Origin of the sequence: Methylobacterium sp. FF17, from assembly GCF_025813715.1 — a bacterium.
GTDB classification, from domain to species: Bacteria; Pseudomonadota; Alphaproteobacteria; order Rhizobiales; family Beijerinckiaceae; genus Methylobacterium; species Methylobacterium flocculans.
This window is the reverse complement of the sequence record NZ_CP107532.1, coordinates 1,278,771-1,294,473: the sequence shown is the minus strand read 5'-3', so window position 1 is coordinate 1,294,473 and position 15,703 is coordinate 1,278,771. Positions and strand designations below refer to the sequence as shown.

At 68.1% G+C, this 15,703-nt stretch carries 18 protein-coding genes and 1 pseudogene; 12 read left to right on the top strand and 7 right to left on the bottom strand.

All coding sequences use genetic code 11. The annotated features are described in order from the left end of the window. Positions 1 to 300 precede the first annotated feature (300 nt). Positions 301 to 1,047 carry a YebC/PmpR family DNA-binding transcriptional regulator gene (locus tag OF380_RS05920; RefSeq protein ID WP_264049835.1) on the top strand — a complete coding sequence of 249 codons (747 nt, stop codon included), beginning with the start codon at positions 301 to 303 and terminating at the stop codon, positions 1,045 to 1,047. 308 nt (positions 1,048 to 1,355) lie between these two features. Here OF380_RS05920 and OF380_RS05915 read toward each other — a convergent pair. The 3 genes and pseudogenes from OF380_RS05915 to OF380_RS05905 all read right to left on the bottom strand — a co-directional run. Further along, positions 1,356 to 1,640 (bottom strand): annotated as a pseudogene (locus tag OF380_RS05915) (methyl-accepting chemotaxis protein); the annotation flags it as partial. 710 nt (positions 1,641 to 2,350) lie between these two features. After that, positions 2,351 to 2,509, bottom strand: coding sequence for a hypothetical protein (locus tag OF380_RS05910; protein WP_264049834.1), 159 nt, complete (start codon positions 2,507 to 2,509; stop codon positions 2,351 to 2,353). Between the two features lie 31 nt (positions 2,510 to 2,540). Further along, on the bottom strand, positions 2,541 to 2,741 hold the full coding sequence (locus OF380_RS05905; protein WP_264049833.1) for a hypothetical protein: 201 nt from the start codon (positions 2,739 to 2,741) through the stop codon (positions 2,541 to 2,543). A gap of 548 nt (positions 2,742 to 3,289) precedes the next feature. On the opposite strand from OF380_RS05905, the gene ruvC reads away from it, so the two are divergent. Beyond that, positions 3,290 to 3,856, top strand: coding sequence for a crossover junction endodeoxyribonuclease RuvC (gene ruvC / locus OF380_RS05900; RefSeq protein ID WP_264049832.1), 567 nt, complete (start codon positions 3,290 to 3,292; stop codon positions 3,854 to 3,856). 116 nt (positions 3,857 to 3,972) lie between these two features. Further along, positions 3,973 to 4,725: a hypothetical protein gene (locus OF380_RS05895; protein ID WP_264049831.1), complete on the top strand. Its 753-nt coding sequence runs from the start codon at positions 3,973 to 3,975 to the stop codon at positions 4,723 to 4,725. Here OF380_RS05895 and OF380_RS05890 read toward each other — a convergent pair. After that, a complete protein-coding gene (locus OF380_RS05890; protein WP_404810543.1) occupies positions 4,709 to 5,335 on the bottom strand; it encodes a YceI family protein in 627 nt (208 codons plus the stop codon). The two genes, OF380_RS05895 and OF380_RS05890, sit on opposite strands and share 17 nt — an antisense overlap. A 153-nt stretch (positions 5,336 to 5,488) precedes the next feature. Here OF380_RS05890 and ruvA point away from each other — a divergent pair, with 153 nt between their 5' ends. The 3 genes from ruvA to bfr all read left to right on the top strand — a co-directional run bounded on the left by ruvA (position 5,489) and on the right by bfr (position 7,180). Continuing rightward, positions 5,489 to 6,106, top strand: a complete 618-nt coding sequence (gene ruvA / locus OF380_RS05885) for a Holliday junction branch migration protein RuvA (RefSeq protein WP_264049830.1) — start codon at positions 5,489 to 5,491, stop codon at positions 6,104 to 6,106. A 257-nt stretch (positions 6,107 to 6,363) separates the two neighbouring features. Beyond that, entirely contained in the window at positions 6,364 to 6,621 is a 258-nt protein-coding gene (locus OF380_RS05880) for a (2Fe-2S)-binding protein (RefSeq protein WP_264049829.1), read from the top strand. A gap of 61 nt (positions 6,622 to 6,682) precedes the next feature. Continuing rightward, on the top strand, positions 6,683 to 7,180 hold the full coding sequence (gene bfr / locus OF380_RS05875; protein ID WP_264049826.1) for a bacterioferritin: 498 nt from the start codon (positions 6,683 to 6,685) through the stop codon (positions 7,178 to 7,180). A gap of 63 nt (positions 7,181 to 7,243) precedes the next feature. On the opposite strand, the gene OF380_RS05870 is transcribed toward bfr, so the two are convergent. After that, positions 7,244 to 7,798: a Uma2 family endonuclease gene (locus OF380_RS05870; protein WP_264049825.1), complete on the bottom strand. Its 555-nt coding sequence runs from the start codon at positions 7,796 to 7,798 to the stop codon at positions 7,244 to 7,246. 232 nt (positions 7,799 to 8,030) lie between these two features. Here OF380_RS05870 and ruvB point away from each other — a divergent pair, with 232 nt between their 5' ends. Then, positions 8,031 to 9,086 (top strand): Holliday junction branch migration DNA helicase RuvB, encoded by a 1,056-nt coding sequence (gene ruvB / locus OF380_RS05865; RefSeq protein ID WP_318784664.1) that lies wholly within the window; start codon positions 8,031 to 8,033, stop codon positions 9,084 to 9,086. 208 nt (positions 9,087 to 9,294) lie between these two features. On the opposite strand, the gene OF380_RS05860 is transcribed toward ruvB, so the two are convergent. Next, positions 9,295 to 9,558, bottom strand: coding sequence for a YARHG domain-containing protein (locus OF380_RS05860; RefSeq protein WP_264049823.1), 264 nt, complete (start codon positions 9,556 to 9,558; stop codon positions 9,295 to 9,297). 361 nt (positions 9,559 to 9,919) lie between these two features. Here OF380_RS05860 and ybgC point away from each other — a divergent pair, with 361 nt between their 5' ends. The 5 genes from ybgC to tolB all read left to right on the top strand — a co-directional run bounded on the left by ybgC (position 9,920) and on the right by tolB (position 14,600). Beyond that, complete coding sequence (gene ybgC, locus OF380_RS05855; RefSeq protein WP_264049822.1) at positions 9,920 to 10,345, top strand: tol-pal system-associated acyl-CoA thioesterase; 426 nt, start codon at positions 9,920 to 9,922, stop codon at positions 10,343 to 10,345. A 209-nt stretch (positions 10,346 to 10,554) separates the two neighbouring features. Then, complete coding sequence (gene tolQ, locus OF380_RS05850; RefSeq protein ID WP_264049821.1) at positions 10,555 to 11,271, top strand: protein TolQ; 717 nt, start codon at positions 10,555 to 10,557, stop codon at positions 11,269 to 11,271. 29 nt (positions 11,272 to 11,300) lie between these two features. Further along, positions 11,301 to 11,747 (top strand): ExbD/TolR family protein, encoded by a 447-nt coding sequence (locus OF380_RS05845; protein WP_264049820.1) that lies wholly within the window; start codon positions 11,301 to 11,303, stop codon positions 11,745 to 11,747. 12 nt (positions 11,748 to 11,759) lie between these two features. Next, positions 11,760 to 13,139 carry a cell envelope integrity protein TolA gene (gene tolA / locus OF380_RS05840; protein ID WP_264049819.1) on the top strand — a complete coding sequence of 460 codons (1,380 nt, stop codon included), beginning with the start codon at positions 11,760 to 11,762 and terminating at the stop codon, positions 13,137 to 13,139. Between the two features lie 141 nt (positions 13,140 to 13,280). Then, positions 13,281 to 14,600, top strand: coding sequence for a Tol-Pal system beta propeller repeat protein TolB (gene tolB, locus OF380_RS05835; protein WP_264049818.1), 1,320 nt, complete (start codon positions 13,281 to 13,283; stop codon positions 14,598 to 14,600). 9 nt (positions 14,601 to 14,609) lie between these two features. Here tolB and OF380_RS05830 read toward each other — a convergent pair whose 3' ends face one another. Then, the gene (locus OF380_RS05830) at positions 14,610 to 15,638 is read right to left on the bottom strand and encodes a nucleotidyltransferase domain-containing protein (RefSeq protein ID WP_264049817.1); all 1,029 of its coding nucleotides are present in this window, start codon (positions 15,636 to 15,638) and stop codon (positions 14,610 to 14,612) included. Positions 15,639 to 15,703: the final 65 nt, after the last annotated feature.

Here is a 15,703-nt window from a genome sequence, read left to right as displayed (position 1 = left end):
TTGAGCCAGGAAGAGGGGGGCGCTGCTCCTGCCGGCGCCTCGGAGCGGGCGTGGGGATCGGGGCGGTCCCGGGATGCGTCGTGGATCATAAGCGCCAGGATAGTCGCTCTGCCGCCGATGGCCACCGTGGACCGAGCCCTCGCCCCGATCCCTTTACCCGGCACTCCGACGCTGCGGCGCAGCGTTGTCATCGGTGCGACCTGCGTCCTATAAGCCGGCAACCTCGTCTCCCCGCATCGCGGACGCGCCACCCGGTCCGCGGCCGGCGCGATTCGGCCTCCTTACCTCCAGAGTCACGTCATGGCCGGCCATTCCCAGTTCAAGAACATCATGCACCGCAAGGGCCGCGTCGACGCGGTCCGCTCGAAGCTGTTCGGCAAGCTCGCGCGCGAAATCACGGTCGCGGCCAAGCTCGGCCTGCCCGATCCGGCGATGAACGCCCGCCTGCGCGCCGCCATCATCGCGGCCCGCGCCGAGAACGTGCCCAAGGACAACATCGAGCGCGCGATCAAGAAGGCCTCGGGCGCCGACGCCGAGAGCTACGACGAGATCCGCTACGAGGGCTACGGCCCGGGCGGCGCCGCGCTCATCGTCGAGGCGCAGACCGACAACCGCAACCGCACGGCCTCGGACGTACGCTCGGCCTTCACCAAGTCCGGCGGCAGCCTCGCCGAGACGGGGGCGGTTTCCTTCATGTTCGACCATGTCGGCGTGGTGGAGTTCGACGCCAAGGTCGCGGATGCCGACACCATGCTGGAGGCCGCCATCGAGGCAGGCGCCGACGACGTGCGCTCGGACGAGACCGGCCACGAGGTTACCTGCGCACAGGACGCCTATGGTGAGGTCTCTAAGGCGCTCGAAGCCCGCTTCGGCGAGCCGCGCCGCACGGCGCTCGTGTGGAAGGCCCAGAACACCATCGAGGTCGATGACGAGACCGGCGAGAAGCTGCTGCGCCTCGTGGAGGTGATCGAGGACCAGGACGATGTCCAGAACGTCTTCGTCAACTTCGCCCTGTCCGATGCTTTGATGGAGAAGCTCCAGGGCTGACCGCCCTGGACCCCCTCAGGCAGCCCTGACCGTGTGGAGGAACCGGTTGACCTCGGCGCCGAGTTGATCCGCTTCGCCGGCGAGTGCCGCCGCCGCCGTGAGCACCTCGGCGGCGGCCGCCCCCGTCTCCTCGGCCGAGCGCGCGACGCCGTCGATGGTGGTGGTGATCGCGCCATTGCCCGTGGCGGCGTGGCCCCGCTGCGGATGATGGCCTGGGTCGCCGTTCCCTGCTGATCCACGGCGATCGCGTCCGTGGCGCTGCTCATGGTGCGGATGCGCGCAGCGATGCCCTCGATCGCGGTCACCGCTTCGCCGGTCGTGGCCTGGATCGCATTGATCTGCTGCGTGATCTCCTCGGTGGCCTTGACCGTCTGATTGGCGAGTTCCTTCACCTCCGCGGCGACCACGGCGAAGCCCCGTCCGGCCTCACCGGCGTGCGCCGCCTCGATCGTTGCGTTGAGGGCCAGCAAGTTGGTCTGCTCGGCAATCCCCGTGATCATCCCGACGACGTCGCCGATTCGAGCGGCTCCGGTGCTCAGAGCCCGGACCAGCTGTCCGGTGGCATCGGCCTCAACCACCGCGCCCTGCGCCATGCGTGCTGATTCTCCGACCTGCCGCCCGATCTCCTGAACCGACGCGCCGAGTTCTTCGGCGGTACTGGCGACCGTGGTGACGTTGGAGGCCGCACTCGCGACCGCACTCGCTTCTCCGGTCGTGCCGCCCGCCGTGACCGCCATGGCGCGGGCGGTCACACCCAGCGCGCCTGCCGCTTCCGTAACCCGTCCGAGAATGCCGACCACCGTCGATTCGAAGTACTGGGCGGTGTCCTGCATTGCGGCCTTGCGCTGCGCCTCGACACCGACCCTTGCCAGGGCCGTCTCCGCTTCGAGCACCCGCAACTGGTCCATCTGCGTTCGGACGGCGTGTTCGGACTCCGCCTGCGCGATGAGGGTCGTCGCGATGGTGTTCGCGACCCACGCCAGCACACCGGTCTCGAGGATCAGGATGACGGCATGCAGCACCACCCGTGCGAGGCTGGAGCTTGCGACGCCCTGCGGAAAAATCAGGATCGGCATCAGGAGGTCGAGGGCGAGGTGATGGCCGGCCGTGGCGGTCGCGCAGGCGACGAGGACGTGCCGGTCGCACCAAGCCACGGTGAAGGCCATGCAGGCAAAGAAGTACATGTGCAGGTCGATCTGCCACGGATGTCCGGCGAACGCGGAGAGCAGGACCGCCGCCATGCCGATGAGGGACAGACTGCTGACGAGGCGTGTCGTCGTCCCGGTGGGGGAGCACCACCGCGTCAGCGTACGCAGCCCCGCGAGACAGGCCGCGACCAGGAGCGGGGGGCCAATGCGTTGCAGCAGAACCAAGCACCGAGTGCGACGACCGGCAGATGCAGCCAGAGAAAGGCGATCAGGACTTTGCCGAAGGTCCGCCGGAGCGTGTCGAGGTTCGTCATGACAGGTGCGTCTCCTTCAGAGATACGGGACTCACAGGGCCGGTAGCGGTGCGCAGCCGCGCGCGAAGCGGGCATCGACAACCGGCCCGGCGCCGGACGCGTTGAGGCGGGCGACGAGGTCCGATGGACCGGCGGTGGCCACGAGGATGTCGGCCCACCCGCCCGCGCGGAGGATGGACCCGCCCGCGCGGGCGACGACCGCGATCATGTCCCGACCGGGTGGGCCGATCACCGCGACCGTTCCGGATGTCGGCGCCGCTAGGAGGCCCAGGGGAACCAGGATGGCCGCCGCTGCCGCAAGGCCGGTGGAAAGTTTGTACAGGAGCGCTCGAGAAGGGAGTTGGACCACGAGGTACGCAATTCCGACGTCGGATTATTCTCACCGCTTAGGGTCGCAACCTCTGCGGATTCATTCCGTGACTTGTCTCGACTCGACGATATGTCGGTCTTGGTCGGGTCGTCCGGACATGTCGTCGTTCGTCATGCTTGCCGTAAGGCAACGGCGTCGACGGTGCTTGGCGATATTTCCCCGGAGACGTGTCTGCGCAGGATCAGGCCTCGATTCGAGCGTCCTTCTACTTGGTCGAATGCCCATGGAGTGGGTGTCGAAGCGACTTGCCGTGGCTCACGGGCGCCCTGCGGCCGGTATCAGGCGTGCCGATTCCCCGCGTGCCTTGGCATAACGATCCGTTCACGGTATGTCCCTAACGCTGAGATCGGCGCGGTGCTCGCGCCCGGAGCCGTCCGATCCATGACCCAGCCTCCTATGGTCCTGTCCGCATGACCGGTCCCGTCCGCATCCTCGGGATCGACCCCGGTCTTCGCCGGACCGGCTGGGGTGTCATCACCGCCACGGGCACCAAGGTCGCTTATGTCGATTGCGGCGTCGTCACCTCGGACGGAGACCTCCCGCTCGCCCTGCGCCTGCGCGAACTCTACGAGGGCATCACCCGCATCGTGGAGGCGTTCCAGCCGGACGAGGTCTCGGTCGAGGAGACCTTCGTCAACAAGGACGCGCAGGCGACCCTGAAGCTCGGCCACGCCCGTGCCGTCGCGCTGCTCGTTCCGGCGCTCGCCGGGATGCCTGTGTTCGAATACTCGGCCAACCTCATCAAGAAGACCGTGACGGGCTCGGGCCATGCCGAGAAGGTGCAGATCCAGGCCATGGTGAAGTTCCTGCTGCCCACCGCCGCGTTCAAGGTCGCGGACGCGGCGGACGCGCTGGCCATTGCCATCGCCCATAACAGCCATCGCGGCACGCACGCCCTGAAGCGGGCGCATGCCCCGGTCCCCGGCGCCAGCGCGCTGGCCAATGCCCGCATCGCGGCGGCCCTGGCCCGGGGCTGACCGGATCGACGGACCGGGTTTCCGCGTCAGCCCCTGGACTTCGGCCGTGCGGGCGTGCTGTTCGTCCGCCTCCGGGTGAGGGGCAAGGACGGGTCGGGATGGCACAGGATCGGACGATGGACCCGAAACTGCCCGTGCCGCAGACCGTGCGGGACGCCCTGGAATCGGGGCGCGCGGCGACCCGGGCCCTCGGCTCGGCCACGACGCTCGCCCTGCTCGTCATCCTCGCCAAGGAGGCACTGCACACGGTGCTGGTCGATCCGACGCAGCCCGCGCGCTTCCAGCAGGATGTCTTCGTCGTGGACCTCGCCGCCACGATCCTGCTCGCGCCCTACTGGATGGCGATGTTCCGTCGGATCCTCGGCTTCGGGGGCAGTCTGCCGGAGATCGTCGCGGGCCGGTCCGGACCGTTCCAGGCCTTCCTGGCCCTGGAACTGTTCTGGCTGCTGGTCGGAGGTCTGCTGGGGCGTGCGCTTGCGGACGACGGGGCCGGGTTCATTCCCATGGCCTCGGGGCTCGTGATCTGGATCGGCATCCTCGTCGTGCAGATCTGGACGAGCATGCTCGCGCCGGCGCTGGCGGTCGGAGCACCCGATGCCACCCTGCGCAGCGTCGTCGCGATGACGCGCGGTTCCGCCGCGCGCCTGGGCCTGATCCTCGTCGCCGCGATCCTGCCGCCGGGCCTCCTCGGCCGCATCCTGACCGCGCCGGAGCGCGCCGGCCTCGACCTGCCCCTTCCGGTGATCGCGCTCCGGGTCGTCGCCTCGGGCCTCATCGAGATGGGGATGCTGGTTCTCGTCACAGCCCTCCTGGCGGAGATCTACCGACGCCTGCGCGCGCCGGATCCCGCTCTTACTCGACGGCCTTGAACTCGCCCTCGAGGCGCAAGGCGACGTCGTCGCCCAGCACCGGCAGGAAGGCGCTGATCCCGAAATCCGAGCGCTTGATCACGGTGCGGCCATCGAAGCCCACCGTGTAGGCCTTGTTCACGGGGTTGATCCCGGCCTGGTTGAAGGTCGCGTCGAAGGCCACGGGCTTCGTCACGCCCTTCAGGGTCAGGTCGCCGTTGACCCGGGCCGTGGTGGGGCTCGTCGGCTCGATGCTGGTGGCCGTGAAGGTGGCTTTCGGGAACTTCGCGGTGTCGAAGAAATCGGGGCTCTTGAGGTGCTGGTTGAGCCGGTCGTTGAGGCCGTTGACGCTGTCGGTGCCGATCGTGACCGTGAGGCGGGATTTTGCCGGCTCCTTCGGGTCGAGCACCGCCTCGGCGTTCACGTCCGTGATCTGTCCGTAATAAGTCGAGAAGCCGAGATGGCTCACCGACCAGGTGATCTTGCCGTGCGTCGGATCGAGCACGTAGGCGCCGGCGCGCACCTGCGTCGGGTCGCTGGAGGGGGCGGCGGGAGCGGGCGTCTCGGCTGCGGCGAGGAAACCGGCCGGAAGCATCAGGGCGAGGCAGAGGGGCAGCGCGATGGGACGCATCGGTCGGTCATCCGTGAGGGTCGAAGCAGGGTGCCCGTGATTCCACGAACGCCAGCCTGCCTCAAGGCCGTGTCCGTCCGATCGTTTGCGCGCATGGCGCTCCCCCGCGCGGGCTTGTAGGCAGGCGGCTCCGGTACGGATGACGGTGGGACGATGATCGGCAAGCTCAAAGGCGTGGTGGATTCCTACGGCGAGGATTTCGTGATCCTCGACGTGCAGGGTGTCGGCTACGTCGTCCATTGCTCGGCCCGCACGCTCCAGCGCCTGCCCGGTGTCGGCGAGGCGGCGGATCTCGCCATCGAGACCCATGTCCGCGAGGATATGATCCGCCTCTACGGCTTCCGCTCGGATGCCGAGCGCGAGTGGTTCCGGCTCCTCCAGACCGTGCAGGGGGTGGGGAGCAAGGTGGCCCTCGGGCTGCTCTCGGTGCTCGAGCCCTCGGCCCTCGCCTCGGCCATCGCCATGGGCGACAAGGTCGGGGTGGCGCGCGCGCCCGGCGTCGGTCCTCGTCTCGCCGCCCGGATCGTGGCGGAACTCAAGGACAAGGCCCCGGCCTTCGCCTCCATCGACCCGGCCGTGATTTCGCTCTCGGGCGCCGTGGAAGACCGGACCGCGCCGCAACCCGTCACCGATGCAATCTCGGCGCTGGTCAACCTCGGCTACGCCCCGGTCCAGGCCTCGGCCGCCATCGCCGAGGCACTGAAGGGGGCCGGCGAGGGGGCGGAGGCCAAGACCCTGATCCGCCTCGGCCTGCGGGAACTCGCGCGCTGACGCGGGGCGATCCCTCGTCCACGAGTGAATTGTGCCCTTGACCCGGGCGATATCCGTTGCCAGATGGAGGGGAGGACGCTAACCTGCTGATAATACAGCAGTTTTCAATAGTTCTAAGGTAATCTCCAAATCCATGTACGGCCTCGGCTTTCGAGGTCCGGCATGCCGCCGCCCCAGATTCGACGAAGTGATCGGGTGAACCCTCAGCCCGGTGGCCTCACCCCCACGGCACAGCCCCGCACGAGTCACGGTCCCGCATGATCGTCTGTTCCTGCAACGTCCTGTCCGACCGCGCGGTCCGCGCCTGTCTCCACCGGGGGCCGGATTGCCCGCGCACCCCGGCGCAGGTCCAAGCCTGTCTCGGATGCAGCCCCAAATGCGGACGCTGCGCCCGCACCATCCGGTCGATCCTGCAGAATGCCCTCGACGAAGCCACCCATGCGTGCACGGCGACTTGCGCGAGCTCCTGTAGTTTGGTCAAGGTCCAAACTGCGGAGGAGGGGGTCGCCGCCTGAGCACCCATGCCGGGTGCTGAAGCTCCCCTCCGGCGGATAGGCCTCAAGGGAGATTGGGCGGATGAAGGGTGATGCGAAGGTCGTCGAGTACCTCAATCGGGGACTGCGCAGCGAGCTTACGGCGGTCAGCCAGTATTGGTTGCATTTCCGCATGCTCAACGATTGGGGTTACATCGATCTCGCCAAGTTCTGGCGCAAGGAATCGATCGAGGAGATGAACCACGCGGATCGGTTCATCGACCGGATCCTGTTCCTCGACGGCTTTCCGAATCTGCAGGAACTCGATCCCCTGCGGATCGGCCAGAACGTCCAGGAAATCATCGAGTGCGATCTTGCCGCCGAGAACGAGGCGCGGAGCCTCTACCTCGAGGCGGCGAAGTACTGCGATTCGATCAACGACCGCGTTTCGAAGCGTCTGTTCGAGGATCTGGCCGAGGACGAGGAAGGTCATATCGACTTCTTGGAGACGCAGCTGGAGCTGATCTCGCAGATCGGCCTGCCGCTCTACGCCCAGCGCCACATCGGCGGCCTGGAGCCAATCGCGCCGGAAGCCGAGTAGGCCGGACGTCGAGGGCGCCGGGCGCTATGCCCGGCGCTGACTTGGTCAGCTTACGCGGACGGCCTACGTCCCCAAGACGCGAAAGTCGATGTCACACAGGGGCAGCAGGGCCGGGATCGTCGGGAGATCGAGGACTTCGTCGAGGCCATCGATGACCCGGAACCCGCCCCAGCGCCCCTCGACGCGGTCGAAGACTTCGAGATGGGGTCGGTCCCGCGTCACGAGCACATCATGCTGAAGCAAGGCGAGCTGCGGATAGACGGCCCACGTCTCGAAGCGATCCTGCTCCTCGGTCCCGGGTGAGAGTACCTCGACCAGAACCGTGGGATTCTCGACCGAGGTCGCGCCCGGTTCGATGTCGCCGCAGACGACGAGCACGTCCGGAAGCATCGCGGCCTCCAGGGGTTTGCTCTTCATGTAAAACGTTTCGGTGAAGGTCTGGCAGGACGATCCTTCGGCACGGAAGCCGACTTCCAGGCCCAGGGCGATGTTCTGGACGATGCGCGCATGCTCCCAGCGCGCGCCGACCATCATCCGGACCACGCGGCCGCCGATCAGCTCCCAGCTCTTGTTGCGGGGCTTGTCGGCCAGCAGCTCCTCGAAATCGTCGAGGGCCATCCGTTCGAATTCCGGTGATGCACCGACTACGGCGAATCCCGCGCGCTTCGTGCAGGCCAGCATTCCATTGGGGCCCTGCGCCGCCATCGGAATGTAGCGCGACCGGCGCCTTTATGCGACATCGGCCACGAGAACAGATGATGGACACGGGCGCCGCCGCCCACCACCGAGAGTCCGTGTGAGCAAAACTCCCAGACCTGCCTCGAAGGCGTCGCCACCGAAGTCGCCGACCCTGCACCCGTTGCCGGAGTCGCTCCTCACTCCGGAGCGGCGCGAGGACGACCTCGAGCAGTCGATCCGCCCCTTGAGCCTGTCCGAGTTCATCGGACAGCGGGCGGCGCGCGCCAACATGAGCATCTTCATCGAGTCGGCCAAGAAGACCGGCTCGGCCCTCGACCACGTGCTGTTCGTCGGGCCGCCCGGCCTCGGCAAGACGACGCTGGCGCAGATCGTGGCGCGCGAACTCGGGGTGAACTTCCGCTCCACCTCGGGCCCGGTCATCGCCAAGGCGGGCGATCTCGCGGCCCAGCTCACGAACCTGGAAGAGCGCGACGTGCTCTTCATTGACGAGATCCACCGCCTCAATCCGGCAGTGGAGGAGATCCTCTATCCGGCGATGGAGGATTACCAGCTCGACCTCATCATCGGCGAGGGGCCCGCCGCCCGCTCGGTGAAGATCGAGCTGCCGAAGTTCACGCTGGTCGGTGCCACCACCCGCGCCGGCCTGCTGACCACCCCGTTGCGCGACCGCTTCGGCATCCCGATCCGGCTGGAATTCTACGACGTCGACGAACTCGAACTCATCGTGAGCCGGGGCGCGCGGGTGCTCGGGCTCGGGATGTCGCCGGAAGGCGCCAACGAGATCGCCAAGCGCGCCCGCGGCACCCCCCGCATCGCCGGGCGCCTGCTGCGCCGGGTGCGCGACTTCGCCATCGTGGCCGATGCGCCGACCGTGACCCGCGCCATCGCCGACCGGGCCCTGCAACTCCTCGACGTGGATCCAGCCGGCCTCGACGTGATGGACCGCAAGTACCTCACCATGATCGCGAAGTCCTTCAACGGCGGTCCCGTGGGCATCGAGACCATCGCGGCCGCCCTCTCGGAGCCCCGCGACGCCATCGAGGACATCATCGAGCCCTTTCTGATCCAGAAGGGCTTCGTCCAGCGCACGCCGCGCGGACGCATGCTCACCCCCCACGCCTTCCGCCACATGGGGTTTCCCGAGCCCCGACGCGAGGCGAGCGGGCAGTTCGGCCTGTTCGGCGGCCAGGACGATCCCGAGGCCTGAGCGCGCCGCCCGTCCCACAGCCGGCCATCGAGGCCGGGGCGCGCGGCGTACGCCGGTGCAGGGGCTCGCGGGTATGGCCTGCCGGGGAGTGGCACCGGCGCTCACGCGTTCGGCCTTGCCAGGTGCGTCTCGGCGTCACCCTACAGATCGTCACCGTTAAGGTCTTGGGTGCTCCCACCGCCCGAAGACTCGGCTGTCCGGCGCCCCCCTAATCACGGCAGCCGTTCCGACGCTCTTCGCGAAGGATGTCGGCCACGTCCTGTCGCTTGCGTTCGGAAAGCGGCACGTCGCGGATCTCATCGAACCGGCATCCGGCATTGCCGAAGGCCTTGATCCCGCGCGGCGTGCGAAAGCAGTACCCTGCATCCGCATAGACGGCATTGCGCTCCGCCCACAGCGCGTCGCAGGGAAAGTCCGCCCTTGCCGGGCCGGCCGACAGGAGGACGAGGGCAAGGAACGCAGACTTGCGCATGGGGCTCTCCTGAAACGACTCGCTGGGGATCGGGTCTGAGCCGAGGCCGCTCTCGCCCTGGCGAGACCACGGCCTGGGTCTCCCTGCCCATCCGAAACGGCGCCCGGCGTCAAGCCGGCGCTGGGATCCGTCCGTCGCGGCACGACCAGAATGACGCGACCACGCTGGATGAACGTCCGTTGGAGCTCCCTCGGATCTCCGTCGCTGGGTTGTCGATCCGTGCGGTTCTGGTAGAGCGTCGCGTCGACGAAAGGCGATCTGTTTCCTTGAAAACAGACCGCAATCACAAAGGCCTAGGGCCCGAGCGCCTTGGCATGGGCGGGCAATCGCGCTCCGCGCCGAACCCCACCGGGAGGCTTGCTTGACCCAACCCGAGAGACCCGGCATCCACACCCTGCCGGTGCGCGTCTATTACGAGGACACCGACTTCTCCGGGTTCGTCTATCACGCGAGCTACCTGCGCTTCATGGAGCGCGGGCGCACCGAGTTGCTGCGCGGGTTGGCCGGCGACCAGTCGGACCTTCATCGGGACGCCGCGGGCCTGCATTTCGTCGTGCGCCGCATGGTAATCGACTATGCCAAGCCCGCGCGGATGGACGACCTCCTCGACATCCGGACCTGGACCGCCACGATGAAGGGCGCCTCGATGCACCTCGCCCAGGAGGTCCGGCGCGGGGACGAACTCCTGGTGAAGGCCGAGGTCGTCGTCGCCTGCGTCCGCGACGGCCGGGCGATCCGCCTGCCCGACAGTCTGCGCATGGCGCTGGGCGGCCAGCTCTCCGTGTGATGTCAACCGATCCTTAACCCTGACGGGCGCTTAAACTGTCGATGCGGGCGACGTGCTGCACCGCGCAAGACGACGCCGTCGGGCCCATACTTTCGACAGATTCACCCAGCATTGAGCGTTGAAATCGCTCGAAGTTCCGGTTGATGCGCGAGGGTCGGGCCGCCGGTTCCGTCACGGCTCCGCGTGGGGTTTATTCCAAGGATCGTGTCATGAACCCAGCCGATGCCATGCAGGCGATGCCGGCCCCCGACATGACGTTGCTCGGCCTGTTCCTTCAGGCCCACTTCGTCGTGAAGGTGGTGATGCTCGGGCTGATCGGCGCCTCGGTCTGGTGCTGGTCGATCATCGTCGACAAGACCCTGCTGTTCCGCCGCACCAAGGCCGAGATGGATGCCTTCGAGGAGGCGTTCTGGTCCGGGCGTTCGCTGGAAGAATTGTACCGCTCGTTCAACGACAAGCCCGCGGTGGGGCAGGGTGCCCTGTTCGTCGCCGCCATGCGGGAGTGGAAGCGCTCCTTCGAGGGCTCCGGCCGCCAGATTCAGAGCCTGTCCCAGCGCATCGACAAGGTCCTCGACGTGACGATCCAGCGCGAGGTCGAGCGTCTCGAGTCGCGTCTGCTCTTCCTCGCCTCCATCGGCTCGGCCGGCCCGTATATCGGCCTGTTCGGCACGGTCTGGGGCATCATGACCGCCTTCACCTCCATCGCGGCCTCCAAGAATACCTCGCTGGCCGTCGTGGCGCCGGGCATCGCCGAGGCCCTGTTCGCGACCGCCATCGGCCTGTTCGCCGCGATCCCCGCCGTGCTCGCCTACAACAAGCTGCAGTCGACGGTGGCCAAGAACCAGTCGCGGCTCGAAGGCTTTGCCGACGAGTTCTCCGCCATCCTCTCGCGGCAGATCGACGAGCGGCTCTCGCTCGTCGCCTGACCTACATCCCGATAGCCTGAGGAACCGACATGGGCATGGCCCACGGAGCAGCGCAGGGCGGCGGCAAGCGGCGCCGTCGCGGCCGTCGCAGCGGCGCCATCAACGAGATCAACATGACGCCGTTCATCGACGTCGTGCTCGTGCTGCTCATCGTCTTCATGGTGGCCGCCCCGATGATGACGGTGGGCGTACCCCTCGACCTGCCGCAATCGAAGGCGAGCCCCCTCAACTCCGACACCAAGCCGGTAACCCTCTCGATCCGTCAGTCGGGCCAGATCTTCCTCGGCGAGAGCGAACTCTCCGACGACACCATCGTGCCCAAGCTCATCGAGACGTCGAAATCCGGCTTCGAGGAGCGCGTCTTTGTGCGTGGCGACAAGCGGGTCGATTACGGCCGCGTCGCTCAGGTGATGGCGATCGTGACCGGCGGGGGCTTCAAGAAGGTCGCCCTCGTCACCGAGCCGGACCAGAAGTAGCGGGCGCCGGCGGTGCGGATTCCCTTCAAGCGCAATGAACCGGGTGTCTGGGTCTCGGCGGCCACGCATGTGGGCCTGCTGACGGTCGCCCTGCTCTCGGTGGCCGCGCCGGCCCTGCCGGATGCGCAGGAGGGTGTGCCCGTCGAAGTGATGACCGAGGAGCAGTTTTCGGAGCTGACCAAGGGCGAGCGCAACGCCGACAAGCCCCAGCCGAACGCGATGCCGCGGGCCGACCGCCTCGCCAAGGCGGCCGAGGAGCGCGAGCCGGAAAACGCCAAGGTCGATGCCCCCGCGCCCCCGAAGCGTCCCGCCGACATGAAGGTGGCCAGCGCCGAGGAGATGCCCCTGCGCACCAGCGAGCCCGACCCGCGCGAGGCTGCCGAAGCCGCCAAGGCCGCCAAGGCGGAAGCGGCCGAGAAGGCTGCGAAGGCCGAAGCCGCCAAAGCCGCCGCCGAAGCGAAGGCCGCCGCGGCCGCCGAGGCCAAAGCCGCCGCCGCTGCGGAAGCGAAGGCGGCTGCCGAAGCCAAGGCGGTGTCCGCCGCGAAGGCGAAGGCCGAGGCGGTCAAGCGCGAGCAACTCGCCGAACTGATCGAGAAGCAGGAAGCCGAGGCGGAGGCCAAGGCCGAGGCTGCCGCCAAGGCGGAGGCTGCCGCCAAGGCGGAGGCTGCCGCCAAGGCGGAGGCTGTCAAAGCCGAGGCCGCCCGCAAGGCGAAGGCGGAGGCCAAGGCGAGAGCCGACGCGGAGGCCAAGGCCGAGAAGGAGGTGGAGGCCAAGGCGGAGGCCGAGCACCAGAAGGAGCTCGCCGAAGCTGAGGCCGAGGCGAAAGCCAAGGCGGAGGCCGCCGCCAAAGCCAAGGCCGACGCAGCCGCCAAAGCGAAGGCGAAGGCCATGGCGGATGCTCGGGCGAAGGCCGATGCGGAGGCCAAGGCCAAGAAGCAGGCCGAACTCGCCGACAAGTTCAACGCCGGCGACATCCATGCGCTGCTCGCCTCCAAATCACCGTCCCAGTCGACGGGAGCCACCGGGCGCGAGGTGCAGCGCACGGCGTCCCTCGGAGCGGCCACCGGAAATGCCCAGCGCCTGTCGCCGTCCCTGCGCGACGCCCTGGTGGGCATGCTCCAGCAGCAGATCGAACGCTGCTACGTGGCTCCTCCGGGGGCGACGCAGGGTGTCGTCCTGCCGATGCTCGACATCCGTCTGAACCCGGACGGCACGCTCACCACGGAGCCCCGGATCATGCGGGGCGGCGCCAACGCGGTGGACCGCTCGATCGCCGAGGCGGCCCAGCGGGCGGTCCGGCGCTGCGCGCCTTACAAGATCCCCGCCCAGTACGCGCCGTATTACAACGATTGGAAGGCCATCAACGCGGAGTTCGAGTTCTCTCGGGTCTGATGCGATGCCTCGTCGAACCCCTGGCCTGCCGATGATCCCTGCATCGAACTGACGTTCGGTCCCCTTCGGGCCGCGTCGGCGTCCTCCTGTCCCGGGAGGGCGCGCCACGCGCCGCCGACCTTCCCCGTTCCGGAATCGCCCATGCCTCCGACTGCCTCCACACGCTTCGCAGCCCTCCTCGCCCTCCTGGCCCTCGCCCTGTTCTCCATCGGCCCGGCACAGGCGCAGCTCAACCTGCGCATCGGCGGTGGCTCGTTCCAGCCGATGCCCATCGCGGTCACGGATTTCTCGGGCGATCCGAGCCTGGGGCTCCTCGTCTCCAGCGTGGTGACGAACAACCTGCGCCGCTCGGGCTACTTCACCCCTGTCGAGAAGGCGAAATTCCCGGAAGCCCCCGGCTTCGATGCGGTGCCGGGCTTCGACAAGTGGAAGGCGGCCGGGGTGCAGGCCCTGATCACCGGCCGCGTCGCGCGCGATCCCTCGGGCAAGCTCAAGGTCGAATTCCGGCTGTGGGACGTGACCTCCGGCCAGCAGATGACGGGCCAGCAATACGGCACCGATCCGGCCAATGCGCGCCGCACCGGCCACCTCATCTCGGATGCGGTCTACACCAAGATCACCGGCCTCGGCCCCTGGTTCGACAGCCGGATCGCCTTCGTGGACGAGTCCGGCTCCAAGGAGAACCGGCGCAAGCGCCTGATGGTGATGGACCAGGACGGCGCCAACGTGCGCGCGCTCACGAACGGCGAGAACGCCGTGGTCGCCCCGCGCTACTCCCCGGCGACCCAGGACATCGCCTTCATGACCCAGACCACCGGCCAGCAGCCGCGCATCCAGGTCATCAACCTGGAGACCGGCGGGCGCCAGGCGCTGGGCAAGTCCGACTCGATGAGCACCAGCCCACGGTTCTCGCCCGATGGCCGCCGCCTCGTGATGAGCGTGCAGCAGGGCGGCAACGCCGACATCGTGGTCATGGATCTGGCCTCGAAGGCGCAGACGCCGATCACCAACGGCAACGCCATCGACACCTCGCCGACCTTCTCGCCGGACGGCAGCCAGATCGTGTTCGAATCGGATCGCGGCGGCTCGCAGCAGATCTACGTCATGGGCGCCTCGGGCGGGACGCCGACCCGCATCTCCTTCGGCGAGGGCTCGGCCTCGCAGCCGGCCTGGTCGCCGCGCGGCGACCTCATCGCCTTCACGCGCCAGCGCAAGGGCGGCTTCGCCATCTGCGTGATGAAGCCGGACGGATCGGGTGAGCGCGTCCTGACGGAAGGCTTCCACAACGAGGGGCCGACCTTCGCGCCGAACGGCCAGTACGTGCTGTTCTTCCGCGACCCCGGCGGCCAGGGTGGCGGCAAGCTCTACATGGTCGACATCACCGGCAAGGTCGAGCAGCCGGTGCCGACCCCCTCCTATGCCTCGGACCCGACCTGGTCGCCGCTGCTGGCGGGGAAGTAGGGCTGGCGGCTACCAGTCCGGTTCCAGCGGAGACGGTCCTCCGGGGGGCGGCGGAGCCAGGGATGCGGCCTGCTCGCGTAGCGCGAGGGGCAGGGCGCCCAGGGCCGGATCGTCGAGGCGCAGGTGCGGCAGGCGGATGGCGACAAGAGTGACGAGGAGGTCGGCCTGCGCCCGGTCGCGCGCCTGCTTCAGAGGATCGCGATCCTCCCGCGACGCGAGCCACAGCTTGTGCAGGGCGAAGGCCCGTGGGTCCGGGACGACCATCGTGAGCGGGTAGCCGCGCGCATCGATCACGGTCGCATTCACCTTCGGGCTGTTCACGAGCCAGGCCAGCCCCTCGATCTCCACGGCCTCGAGATCGGCCCCGTCCGACCCGATGCGGCTTCTGGGCGGGCGCGCCATCCGATCCTTCGTGGTCGGCATGATCAGATCGACCACGTAGCCGTCGCGGTTGACGGCTCGGAACCCACCCTTCCCCATCACCTCGAACGATCGGTCGACCTTGCGCAGCAGACCCGCGAGGCCCGTCGCCGAGATGTCCGGCGTCAGGAGCCGGAGCGAGCGGCGCGCGTCGAACAACAGGTCCACGTCGGCGATCTGCACGGCCGCCAGACGTTCGTAGGCATAGAGGGCATTCGTCCCGACGACCTCGATGCCGCTCCCGATCAGCTTCGCACCGCGCAAAGCGCGCAGGATCCGTCCTGCAATCACCGGCAGGCGGCCGAGCTTCAGGGCGCGATTGACGGGAGCCATGGCGTCGAGGCGTCTGGCCAGACCGGCGACCCGATCCGCGAGGTCTGCCCGCCCGTCATGGAATTGACGGACGATCGCTTCGGTCTCGGGCGCGCGTGGTCCGAGGGACTTCCAGGTCTCTCCCCGCTTTCGGTAGAGGTAGTCCCGGCCGGCAACCGTCTTCCAGGACATGGCGCCCGAGAAGCGTCGTTCCAGAACGCTCCGTTCGCTGTCGTAGGCGGCGAAGACCTGCTCGACATCGATCGTCTGCCGCGCCTGGTCCTCGTTCAAGTCGTTGAACAGCATCGTTTTATCCCTTAAGGGATCGGATGAGGCCGACCGAGGGATGATGGCACTGTTTTGTCGCAGAA